This is a genomic window from Chryseobacterium sp. X308 (assembly GCF_020733145.1).
Lineage (GTDB): Bacteria > Bacteroidota > Bacteroidia > Flavobacteriales > Weeksellaceae > Chryseobacterium > Chryseobacterium cupriresistens.
The window spans coordinates 473,838-485,815 of sequence record NZ_JAJFZH010000001.1 but is presented as its reverse complement, the minus strand read 5'-3'; the positions used below and the strand labels follow the sequence as shown (position 1 = coordinate 485,815).

General features: G+C 39.0%; 11 protein-coding genes. 5 read left to right on the top strand and 6 right to left on the bottom strand.

Features of this window, described 5'->3' with window-relative positions:
• Positions 1-82: 82 nt before the first annotated feature.
• Together LIV57_RS02170 and LIV57_RS02165 are read right to left on the bottom strand one after the other, a co-directional pair.
• Positions 83-559, bottom strand: a complete 477-nt coding sequence (locus LIV57_RS02170; RefSeq protein ID WP_227941231.1) for a YdeI/OmpD-associated family protein — start codon at positions 557-559, stop codon at positions 83-85.
• 79 nt (positions 560-638) lie between these two features.
• Entirely contained in the window at positions 639-2,843 is a 2,205-nt protein-coding gene (locus LIV57_RS02165; protein WP_227941230.1) for a S46 family peptidase, read from the bottom strand.
• Positions 2,844-2,929: 86 nt separating this feature from the next.
• Here LIV57_RS02165 and LIV57_RS02160 point away from each other — a divergent pair, with 86 nt between their 5' ends.
• Complete coding sequence (locus tag LIV57_RS02160) at positions 2,930-3,364, top strand: META domain-containing protein (protein ID WP_227941229.1); 435 nt, start codon at positions 2,930-2,932, stop codon at positions 3,362-3,364.
• A gap of 103 nt (positions 3,365-3,467) precedes the next feature.
• Here LIV57_RS02160 and LIV57_RS02155 read toward each other — a convergent pair whose 3' ends face one another.
• The 4 genes from LIV57_RS02155 to LIV57_RS02140 all read right to left on the bottom strand — a co-directional run bounded on the left by LIV57_RS02155 (position 3,468) and on the right by LIV57_RS02140 (position 7,775).
• Entirely contained in the window at positions 3,468-3,887 is a 420-nt protein-coding gene (locus LIV57_RS02155) for a hypothetical protein (RefSeq protein ID WP_227941228.1), read from the bottom strand.
• 6 nt (positions 3,888-3,893) lie between these two features.
• The gene (locus LIV57_RS02150) at positions 3,894-6,440 is read right to left on the bottom strand and encodes a beta strand repeat-containing protein (protein ID WP_227941227.1); all 2,547 of its coding nucleotides are present in this window, start codon (positions 6,438-6,440) and stop codon (positions 3,894-3,896) included.
• A 6-nt stretch (positions 6,441-6,446) separates the two neighbouring features.
• Positions 6,447-6,920, bottom strand: a complete 474-nt coding sequence (locus tag LIV57_RS02145; RefSeq protein WP_227941226.1) for a T9SS type A sorting domain-containing protein — start codon at positions 6,918-6,920, stop codon at positions 6,447-6,449.
• A gap of 147 nt (positions 6,921-7,067) precedes the next feature.
• Entirely contained in the window at positions 7,068-7,775 is a 708-nt protein-coding gene (locus tag LIV57_RS02140) for a LytR/AlgR family response regulator transcription factor (RefSeq protein WP_227941225.1), read from the bottom strand.
• Positions 7,776-7,968: 193 nt separating this feature from the next.
• Here LIV57_RS02140 and hflX point away from each other — a divergent pair, with 193 nt between their 5' ends.
• From hflX to LIV57_RS02120, 4 genes are read left to right on the top strand one after another with little or no spacing between them, the layout of a single operon-like run.
• The gene (gene hflX, locus LIV57_RS02135) at positions 7,969-9,192 is read left to right on the top strand and encodes a GTPase HflX (RefSeq protein WP_062673053.1); all 1,224 of its coding nucleotides are present in this window, start codon (positions 7,969-7,971) and stop codon (positions 9,190-9,192) included.
• The gene (locus tag LIV57_RS02130; RefSeq protein ID WP_227941224.1) at positions 9,192-9,827 is read left to right on the top strand and encodes a DUF4919 domain-containing protein; all 636 of its coding nucleotides are present in this window, start codon (positions 9,192-9,194) and stop codon (positions 9,825-9,827) included. The genes hflX and LIV57_RS02130 overlap by 1 nt, the downstream gene beginning before the upstream one ends.
• Positions 9,828-9,847: 20 nt before the next feature.
• The gene (locus tag LIV57_RS02125; RefSeq protein WP_227941223.1) at positions 9,848-11,134 is read left to right on the top strand and encodes a cation:proton antiporter; all 1,287 of its coding nucleotides are present in this window, start codon (positions 9,848-9,850) and stop codon (positions 11,132-11,134) included.
• 6 nt (positions 11,135-11,140) lie between these two features.
• Positions 11,141-11,857, top strand: coding sequence for a DNA alkylation repair protein (locus LIV57_RS02120; RefSeq protein ID WP_227941222.1), 717 nt, complete (start codon positions 11,141-11,143; stop codon positions 11,855-11,857).
• The last annotated feature ends 121 nt before the right edge of the window (positions 11,858-11,978 follow it).

Here is an 11,978-nt window from a genome sequence, read left to right as displayed (position 1 = left end):
CTTTTTCAGATCCTGACAAAAAATATTTTCTTAATTCAGCTTTTTTTCAGGTATAGTTTTTTAGAATGAAAAATAAAATCAATTATATTCCCTTTTTCCCCTCCAGAATCATCCGGATCATTTTCATCTTTCGGTTTTCTCTGGTTTCAGGTTTCCTGGCTTCCTCAATCCAGCGGATGTATTCCTTTCTGTGGGTGTAGCTCATGGCATCAAATAAGGCTTTTGCTCCCGGATTTTCTTTAAAAACAAGGGCAATATCATCTGCAATTTCAACCACTCTTTCCTCCTTGTCTTCAATAAGGGATACGGAAACCTCATCTCCGAAGGTTTTACCAAGTTGCTTTCTGATCTCCTGAGTCAAACCTAAAATATGACAGTCGGATTTCATTTTGGCAAGACTTCCGCGGTATTCAACTTTATCATCAAACAGGGCTTTTATCTTTACCTGTCCTTTTTTGTGAAACAATTCCTCTGTAGAGAATGGAAATTCTACAAACGCAGCATTCATTGCTCCGTTCTGCTGAATAATGGCTGTAAATTCGATACGTTCAGGATTCATGATAAATATTTTAATAATCAAAAATAAAAAAACCGTGAAAGTAAATTTCACGGTTTCAAAAATATATCAGATAAGATGATTATTTTTTAACTTTCTTAGGCATTGTTGTAGTACCTGAATTTTTAGTTTTTGTATCCGCCGGAGTATTGGCATCTCTTACAAGCTTCAGCTCGTCAACTAATCTTCTTGCCCCTGCAAACTTATCGATTGTCCAAAGAACAAAACGAACGTCTACGTTGATGGTTTTCTGCCATTCAGGCTCGAATACGATATCACCGCTTAATGCTTCGCTGTTTCCGTCAAAAGCGATACCGATAAGGTTACCATCTCCGTCAATTACTGGAGAACCTGAGTTACCACCTGTAATATCGTTGTTTGAAAGGAAGTTTACAGGCATATAACCTGCAGCATCAGCATACTGACCGAAATCTTTAAGGTTGTAAAGATCAATCACTCTTTGAGGAAGATCAAATTCTTCATCCCCTTTCTTGTATTTTCCAACAAGACCAGTCATATCTGTATAGTAGTTATCAGTAATTCCGAAATAGTTTCTGTCATTTCTGATAGGTAATTTATCTACAGTACCGTAAGTTAATCTCATTGTAGAGTTAGCATCCGGGTAGAATTTCTTCTCAGGCATAGCCTTCATTAAACCAGCTAAGAACAGACGGTTGTTTTTTGCAAAGTTGTCATCTATTTTTACAAATCTGTCTGTGCTTATCTTTTGATCAGCAACAATTCCGTTAGCTGCCTTCCAAAGTGGGTCAGCATCAAGCTTCAATGCATCCGGATTCAATAAGAAGTTCGTTGCAGAAGTCTTATTAGCAAAGATTGAAGAATACGCCAAATTAGAAACCGTTTTAGCATCCAACCCTAAAATAGTAGCAGAAGCAACTTCCGGGTTTTTAACTCTTGCCTGATAAAGGCTGGTCATAGCGGCAAGCATTTCTCCTTCCAAAGCTGGATTGAAGTTTTCATAAGCAGCTTTGATAGCAGCTTCTGTTTTAGCTTTCATCGCTAATCTTCCCTGCATATCCTGAGCAGCATACGCTTTAAGAGCAGATCCTAGCTGAGCAGCAAGGGTAATATATTTTGCATTTCTTGTAAACTGAGTCGCATAGTTTCTTTCAACATTTCTATCAGATACTTGCTTGTAGTAGATACCAATATCTTCTAAAACGCCATTGTATTGATCATTTCCTGGCATTGCAGCCCACTTATTGTAAGTTTCCTCAATCTTTTGTTTGTCAGAAATAGTTCCGTTTTTCTCTACAGCATCGATAGTTCCCTGTCTGTTTTTCCAGTAGTTAGCTACAGAAGCATATTGAGAAGCATAGTTAAGCTGAGTCGCCTTATCCTTGTCCATGTATTTTTTCATAACATCCATAGCCAGTTTAGAAGCTTCAACCCATGCCGGATAATCTTTAGTTACCATCTGCTGAATTCCGTAAGAAGTCAGGTAACGGTTTGTTCTTCCAGGGTATCCTAAGATCATTGAGAAGTCACCAGGCTTAATTCCTTTAAGAGAAACCGGAAGGAAATGCTTAGGCTTCAGCGGAGTGTTGCTTGGAGAATATTCAGCAGGATTTCCTGCAGCATCAGCATACACTCTGAAAACGGTGAAGTCTGCAGTGTGTCTTGGCCATTCCCAGTTATCTGTATCTCCTCCGAATTTTCCTAATGATGAAGGCGGAGCACCTACCAATCTGATATCTTTATAATCCTGGTATACGAAATAGTAGAATTCATTTCCGTTGAAGAAATCTTTTACGACTACCGTATATTTTCCGTTTTCAGAGTTTTCTGTCTGGATAGCCTTAGTTTCAGCATCGATAACAGCTTTTCTCTCTGCTCCGGTCATATTGTTGTTTAGCTTAGAATTGATTCTTTGCGTAGCATCATCCATTCTTACTAAAAATCTTACATAAAGATCCTTTGCATTGAATTCGTCTTTCTGTTTCATTGCCCAGAAACCGTTCTTCAAATAATCTTTTTCTGGTGTAGAAGCCGCAGCAACAGCACCGTAACCACAGTGGTGGTTGGTAAATATAAGTCCTTTATCAGAAACAATCTCCCCTGTACAGAAACCACCGAAACTTACGATAGCATCTTTTAAGCTTGAATTGTTCACTGAATAAATTTCTTCAGGCGTAAGATGCAGACCCTCTTTTTGCATATCAACACCGTTAAGTCTTTTGATGAGCATTAGCAGCCACATCCCCTCATCCGCCCTCATCTGAGCAAAGCCCAGTAAGAAAGTGAATAGTAGAAATAGTCTTTTCATTTTATAAAATAATTTTTGTGTCGCTAATTTACTAATTTTTACGAGATTCTGTCCTGGAATGGTATGAAAATGGGATGATAATTCACATGAAAAAGATACTATTACCACTTTTTACAGTTTTACTTTTAGGAGTTGTTTTGAACTGTTCTTCAGTACCCGCCAAAGATCCCTTTCTTCAAAGGCAATGGATGCTGGTTTCTTTTGATGGTTTTTCAAAAGACCAATTAATAGCTAATAAAGCCGAATTCAATCTGACAGCCAATAAGGTAAAGGGTAAAATTCAGGCGAGCTCTTATATGGGATGTAACCGGATGTCTTTTATGACTGAATTTAAAACAGGAGGAAAAGTGAAAATCTCAAAAGGAGTGAGTACCATGAAAGCCTGTCAGGATATGAATCTTGAAATGTCTTTTCAGAAGAAAATAGAAACGATGACTCATTATTCTATTGAAGGGCATTTTCTTACTTTATCCGATGATCATGGAAATTCAATGAAATTTGTAGCTGCTGACTGGGATTAATGATGCTCCCTTACCATACAAAAGTCCGCCTTGCAGCGGACTTCTTTGTTTGAAAAATCTAGTTTGGTTATCAGCTTTTTGAGGTTATTAGCCTTTAGGGTTATTAGTTTTTGGGAATCGTTTTTTTTATTTCTTCCAGAGTTGCTGTGTTAGGCAGCCCGGTAACATTCATTTTTGTGTTCCTAGAATTTGTAATATTGTGATATGCCTGTCTGTTGGGAATTGTTTTTTTGAGGTCTTCAAGACTAGCTGTGTTGGGGAGGAGCTTGCCTGAATTGTCTGCAGCTGCTTTGGTTTTGGATTCCTGTTTTTTTACTTCAAGGCTTTGATCAGAGGCAAGACCTGAGTTTACGGTTTTCTTTTCATTATTTTCCTTAGCTTCCTGCATCAGTTTAGCCTGCTGTTCCTGTGCCTGTTTTACAACCAATGTTTGATCTTCCTCTGTCGTAGCGACCTTTTTATTTTCCTGAGCATAGATAATAGTGCTTAAAAATAATAACGGGATAATGTATGCTATTTTCATGACGGTTTATTTTATGTTGACTAATACTTGAATTTTTCCAATCTCTTTTTGGTCATAATCCTGAAGCGCTTTTCCGATTACCTGTCCTATTTTTACCTTTTTGATATCTGCTTTCATGGCAACACCTGCTTTAGATGAAGTTACCAAAAGGTCTCCTCTTTTTATTTTTCCGTTTTCAAGGCATACTTTGGTTGGAATAACACCAATGACGCCCATTGGAACTTTATCAGAAATATCAGTGTCAATATGTTCTTCTGTGAGAAGTACACCAGGTTTGGTAGCATATACACCTGCCACAAGACCAGAATAAGGTGTTGATGATTTTTCAACGGTTCTGTCTGTGCTGGTTGAGATGACCAGAATATCCCCGGGTTCATACTGGGCAATACTTCCGTTTACATCAAACGCTTCAGCAACGTCAGCACCGCTGTTTTGTGTTCCGCCGTTAAAAAATCCTTTTCCTGTTTTATTGATTCTGGCAACATTTACTCCGCCGCTTTGTAAAATCGCAAGATCCCCTGAAGAACCAGTATGGTTAACAGACAAGGCAGATCCTGTACCTGAATTGGTTACATACAATACAGGTTGGCTGTTACTGGTATTAAAATTGGAAAATCTACCTGCTTTTCCCGTACCGAAATTGGGAACCCAGCCATAAATTGCATTTCCTGTGCCATCTACTGTTGCTTCCACACCGTCTCCGGAATTTGAGGCATTGGCGGTGATACCATTACCGTTTCCTTCTGCAATGGCAATCAGTGCAGGGCCATTTCCTGCAGGATTACTGGCGTAAAATAACCCGGCATATCCTCCCGTACCGGAAGATACTCCATAAATTCCTGCTGTGCCGAAGTTGGCAAACTGAGAATTGACTTCTCCTCTTACTGCAGGAGAGGTTCCGGTCACTTTATCTACCTTGAAATTACCTGCAATACCGTTTCCAACAGTGGTTACAGTGATAACATCGCTGGTGTTTGATTCATTGAAAATATTAAATCTTCCTGCACGTCCTGTAGCAAAAGTAGGAACCCATGCATAAAGCGCATTTCCGGCACCATCAATATTGGTTTCAACCCCATTGCCGTCTTTACCCGCATTAGCTGTAATGGCGTTACCGTTACCGTCTGTCAAAGCGATCAGTGATGATCCGTTTCCGGCAGGATTGGAAGCGTAGAATAGTCCGGCTCGTCCTCCGGTTCCGGATGAAACACCAAAAATAGCGGCAGCACCAAAATTTCCAAAAATAGTATTGACTTCCCCTCTTACAGCAGCTCCAACACTATTGGTATTATTGAGTACAAAAGAAGCAGCATTGCCTTTGGTATTATCAGGGATGTTTCCATTTCCGTTAGATGCTACTTCAAAAGTATTGGCATCAGTATTTGTATTGTTGAAATTTTCAAATCTTCCCGCACGTCCGGTACTGTTATTTAAACCTACCTGACCGTAAACCCCGATACCCGTTCCGGATGTATTGGTCGCTACAAATCCTCTTACTCCATATCCGCCTCCGTCATTACGGCCTACGACTGCTCCGGCAATATCACTGGTGGTTCTGCCCACTATTGCTTCACCACCACCGTTGTTATCACCTACAACACCGGCGGAAGTCTGTGAGGAAGTTATTCCATGCAGCCCAAATCCGGCTCCTGTAGAACTTCTGACTCCGGCTCCGTTTCCTGAAGTGGTAACATTGATAACCGTGCCGTTTCCTACACTGGATGCACTAAGGGCAACATTATTATTCGCATTATTAAAGATTGAAATACTTGCGGGAATCCCGTTATTACTGGTAGCGGTAAGACCTGTGCCTGTATTACTGTTGGCGTAAACCCCGGTTCCGTTGGCGCTGGCATTACCATATACACCCAGTCCGTTCGGAGTAACACCATATACTCCCCAGCCGCTTCCGGCCTGGCTTCCGTAAACCCCGACTCCAAGTCCTCCTGTACCATTGTTAATACCACGTACAGCACTGGAAAATCCACCGGGAGAAGCACTGTTTACAATTCCTCTTACTGCAGAAATATTGGATGTGGTAGCATTACTTACTCCCTCAAGAGAAGTACCATCTCCATCGTTGATCAATGAAAACAGAGTCGAAGCATTATTAACAGTTGTGCTGTAAGGAATGGCAAAGCTTCCGCCGCCGCCTGCAGATTTGGCATACATTGCATAAGGAACACTTAACAGCTGGCTGGTTCCTACTATGGTATAGCTGGTTCCTCCGGCAGGATCTGTTTCTGTTTTTAGGTAATAGCTTCCTGCAGGCCAGTTGATGGTAGCGAATGTTCCTGTAAGTACAGTTCCGGTTCCTATTTCAAGGCTGATAAGTCCGTTGGCATTCGTATTTCCGGTGAGTCTTTCAGAGTAGACTGCGGCTCCGGCAGGAGATCCCTGTAGTATGCTTACTTTTACAGCAATAGCTTGATTGACTAATAGTTGTCCGGATCCGTTTCTCATGACAGCCTGGTAGCTCATTTTTTCCGGAGCCTGAGAAAGTCCCATAAAGAAACCTATCAGAATCCAAAACAGTGATAATATTTTTTTCATGGCATTTTATTTTTTAATGATTTTAAAAGTTTTGATATTTTCCCCATTTTGGGTAATTCTGATAATGTACATAGCAGAAGGAAGTGAGGAGAAATTAAGCTCAGATTTTGATTGTGAAATCTTATCTTTTTTTACTAGCTTGCCTTGAGCATCAAATAGCTGATATTCTGACCCTTTAAAATTATTTGAAGTAAAATCCAAATACAGATAATCTTTAAAAGGGTTAGGATATAGCAAAATGTCTTTGAGTTCAGAGGAATTTTCCAGAGTGGTAAGTGTGATGATTTCGTAAGGCTGTTGAACACCTTCGAGAACCTGTCCTGTTCCTTTTTCCAGGTAGGTTGTCTGGCCTACACTGTAAGAAACAAAACCATTAGCTGCTGATGCATCCAGCCCGGTTGCCAAAACTACAGATTGTGCGTGCAGTATGGGGATGGAAAAGACAGACAGAATAATACAGTAAATAGATATTCTTTCCATGGATAACAGTTTTGGTGATTAATAGATGTGTTTTGTCGGGGAATTTGGGAAGACTAAATTACCACCTATCTCCATTGAATGACAGGAAAATAGACCAACGGCAGAAATAATCGACCAATGGCACTGGTGAATTGTTATGATGTATTTTTAAGGATTAAAAAAGGAAAGATTGTCCTTGTAAGTTCGGCCAATAGGAAGTTTTATACGATGCGGAAGTTCTATTTCGTGACAGTTTTTTCCGCGGATAAGATGACGTGGGACAGCATAGCTTCTGTGTATTCTGACAAAAGAATTAAAAAAACTTTTTTGCAGAAGATTTCCCAGCGAATTTAAAATACAATGATTTTTTTCAAGTGTGATGATTCTGGTGTAATCTTTCAGAGCTTCCAGGTAAAGAATATCTTTCATTTTAATCTGAAAAATATGTCCACCTTCTTTTATTTTGATGCAGTTTTCTCCCACCATGGCATCATAGCATTCACATTTTTCTTTTACTTCAAAAAAATCAAAAAGCTTTTCCATGGAATAATGAAAGCGTTCTGCGGTAAGAGGTTTGGTAATAAAATCTAAAGTATTAATCTCAAAAGCTCCGGCTGCCAGTTCGGGATGAGAGCTTACGAAAATACAGGCAGGGATCTTATGGGCCAGCTTCCTGAACTCAAGACCGTTCATCCCCCTTAAATTGGTTTCGGTAATCAGGAGATCAACAGGAATGTCAAGATAGGGAACTGCTTTTTCTGCAGTATCGAAAGTGGCAACAATTTCAATGTTTTGATATTGCCTGATATAATGCTGAAGAACCAGCCTGTCCAGTTCATCATCATCAATAATCATACATTTGATATGGGTAACCATGATATTCCGGAGATTAGTTTTTGATTTAAATAATTAAAAATCAGAAATTTATTATATAAAGTTATTGATTTTTTATAAATCATTCATCAGTAAACTTAAATTTATATTAAAATATGTTATTAAATAAAAATTGATTTTGTTTTTTTTCTGAAAAATATTAACTTGTAAAAATCATAAACATAGACAGAACTTAATGTTAGAAAAGAAAGAACATAACTATGAGAAAGCTGTCCTGGTGGGTGTTATTACCCAGAATCAGGATGAAGAAAAACTGACGGAGTATTTGGATGAACTTGAGTTTTTAGCTTTCACAGCAGGAGCAACCGTACAAAAGCGCTTTACCCAAAAATTAACTCAGCCTGATTCCAAAACCTTTATCGGTAGCGGAAAAGCCATCGAGATAAAAGAATATGTAAAAGAAAACGAGATCGGAACCGTAATTTTCGATGATGAACTCTCTCCTTCACAGCTTAAAAACCTGGAAAGGGAAATGGAGGTTAAAATCCTGGACCGTACCAATCTTATCCTTGATATTTTTGCCCAGAGAGCACAGACTTCATATGCGAGAACTCAGGTTGAACTGGCACAATACCAGTATCTTTTACCACGACTGACAAGAATGTGGACCCACCTTGAGCGTCAGAAAGGGGGAATCGGGATGAGAGGTCCCGGAGAAACGGAGATTGAAACTGACCGTCGTATTATCCGTGACAGAATTACATTGCTGAAAGAGAAACTGAAAACGATAGACAAGCAGATGGCTACCCAGCGTAACAACCGTGGGAAAGTGGTTCGTGCAGCTTTGGTAGGATATACCAACGTAGGGAAATCTACCCTGATGAATTCCATTTCAAAATCTGAAGTTTTTGCTGAAAATAAATTATTCGCTACGCTGGATACCACGGTAAGAAAAGTGGTAATTGGAAATTTACCGTTTCTGTTGACAGACACCGTAGGGTTTATCAGAAAACTTCCTACTCAGCTGGTAGAATCTTTTAAATCTACATTGGACGAGGTTCGTGAAGCCGATCTTTTGATCCATGTGGTGGATATTTCTCACGAAAGCTTTGAAGATCATATAGAATCTGTTAATCATATCCTGATGGAAATCAACGCTCATCAGAAGCCAATGATCATGGTTTTCAATAAAATTGACGATTTCAGCTATGAGAAAAAGGATGAAGATGATCTTACGCCTTCAACCCGTAAAAATATTTCTCTTGAGGAATGGAAAAAGACGTGGATGGCAAAGTCAAAATATCCGACGGTTTTCATCTCTGCATTAACGAAAGAAAACTTCCCGGAAATGAAGAAAATGATCTATGATGAGGTCATGAAGATTCATATTTCCAGATTCCCATACAACGATTTTCTTTTCGAATATTTCGACAACGACGAAGAAGAAAGCAACAATTAATGAAGTATCACTTTTTCCTTTTATTCATCATGTTTTCGGTTTTTGGGTTCAGCCAGAAATCAAAAATTGATTTAAAAGCTATTGAGAAAAGTCTCAGGACTTCCGATTCGCCGTACAATTACGAGAAGCTTATTTTCAAATTTAAAGGATACCCAAAGTCTCTGGATAGTATAGAAGCTCAATATCTGTATTACGGAAGAAATTTTAGGAGCGATAAAATAAACACATCGGGAGACAGCTTTAAAAGTCTTGTAGAAGCCTTTAAGCAAAATAATTTTGCAGACTGTATCAAGCAGGGAAAAGCTTTGTATGGTAAAGATCCTACCAATCTGGATATTCTGTTGATCCTTCTTAGGGCTTACGACTCGGTAAAAGATGGAAATAACTTTGTACACCATCTGAATCAGTTCCGTACCCTTACCGAAGGAATAAGAAGTTCCGGAGACGGAAAATCCGAGAAAACAGCCTATATCGTCAATTCGGTAGGAGATGAGTATATTCTGCTCAACATTCTGAATATAGGACAGGATTATACCAGGAGTTCAAAAGCTTCTAAAGATGCGATGTTTGATATATGGGAAAAGGACGCGAAGCAGATTTATATCAAAATACTCTATTTGGAACTCACCAATTAATCTTAAAATAAAAACACTTAGTGGAATTATATTATTCATTTTCAGCATTAATCGTATTAGCATCAATATTTGCCTATCTTAACTATAGGTTTTTAAAACTTCCGAGTACCATCGGAATTATGGTCATTGCCATTGTGGTTTCTATTTTTCTGGTCCTGTTCGGAGAAACGGTTCTTCCCAGAACTTTCGGACATCTTCATAACCTGATGAACGGAATAGATTTTACAGAAGTTCTGATGGGTGCCATGCTTAATTTTCTGCTCTTTGCAGGAGGAATTCATATTAATATTAATGACCTGAAAGAACAGTTCAGACCTGTAGTAATATTTTCCACAGTAGGGGTTGTGATTTCTACTTTTGTAGTAGGATTTGGAATGTTTTATCTGCTTCCTTATGTGGGTGTTAAACTTCCTTTTATCTACTGTCTTGTTTTCGGTGCCTTGATTTCTCCTACCGATCCGGTAGCGGTTCTGAGTGTCCTTAAGCAAGCCAATGTATCCAAATCACTGGAAACAAAAGTGGCCGGAGAGTCTCTTTTCAATGACGGTATGGCAGTTGTGGTCTTTACAGTGATTTTGCAGCTGGCGATCGGAAAAGAAGTGGATCTGAGTGTTGAAACGATAGGATTGCTTCTCCTTAAGGAAGCGGGCGGAGGTCTTTTACTCGGGGTGCTTTTAGGATGGGTTACTTCAAGGTTGATGCGTGAAGTGGATGATTATATTATTTCCGTATTAGTAACACTTTCTGTTGTAATGGGAGGGTATCTGATTGCCCGTCAGATGCATATTTCCGGACCATTGACGATGGTTGCAGCAGGATTGTTTATGGGAAATTTCAACAGAAGTTTCAAAATGAAGTCCGTTACTCAGGATTATCTGATCAAATTCTGGGAATTGATTGATGAAATTCTGAACGCGGTACTATTTCTGTTCATCGGCTTTGAACTTTTGATGATTAAAGATCTGAGACATTTTATGATTCCGGGCTTAGTGGCCATTGTGGTGGTTTTGCTGGCAAGATTTATTTCGATCTGGGGACCTACAAAATTTACTTCCCTGAGAAGAAGTTTCAGCCCACAAACGGTGAAAGTGCTTGTTTGGGGAGGAATTCGTGGCGGAGTTTCCATTGCATTGGCGATGTCTATCCCTAAAAGTGAATACAGTGAAATTATTTTAAGTATTACCTACTGTGTTGTCGTATTCTCAATCATTGTTCAGGGACTTACCATTGCTAAAGTGGCCAATCCGAATAAGATTGCCAAAGAAGAAGAGGAGCAGGAAAATATTGCTGTAGAAGAAAACGCTTAAAATCATATGAGCATTGTTAAAGAAATACAGGAAGCGCTTGCTGTTTTATCCATTCCTGAAAAGGCTGAATTCTTTCCGAGATTTTTCAAAACAGGAAAAGGAGAATATGGCGAAGGTGATTTGTTTCTGGGCGTAAAAGTTCCGGATCAGCGCTCTGTTGCAAAAGAATATTACTCAAAAATAAGCTTAAAAGAACTCAGCACATTACTTTCTTCAACATATCATGAACATAGGCTGACAGCTCTTTTTATGCTTATTTTAAAATTTGAGAAAACAAAAGATAAGGCAGTAAAAGAAGAAGTGGTCGCTTTTTATCTGGATCATCTTCCTTATGTGAACAACTGGGATCTTGTAGATTCTACCTGCTATAAAATTTTAGGCAGATATGCTTTTGAAAATCAGAAAGAAAGCCTTCTTAAGCAACTCTCGGAATCTGATGAGATGTGGCATAAAAGGATTGCTGTTGTCGGAACAATGCATTATATAAAAAAAGGTTCATTTGATCTGACCAAAGAATTTGTTACCAGAAATCTTAAACACTCCCATGACCTGATGCACAAAGCAAACGGATGGCTGCTAAGAGAAATGGGAAATAAAAATGAAGGAGAACTGATCAGCTATCTGAATCTGTACTACAAAGAAATGCCCAGAACCTGCCTTCGGTATGCTATTGAAAAGCTGGATGAAGATCTTCGCCAGGATTATCTTAAAGGGCGTGTTTAAAAAATAATATACGGAAGCAATACCGTATTTTCCCCTGAAAAAGTACCGGGAAACAGCTATTTATGCCCAAAAAATCAAAGATTATAAGGATGTAAGGCCAGAATTAAGTAATTTTGTGCTT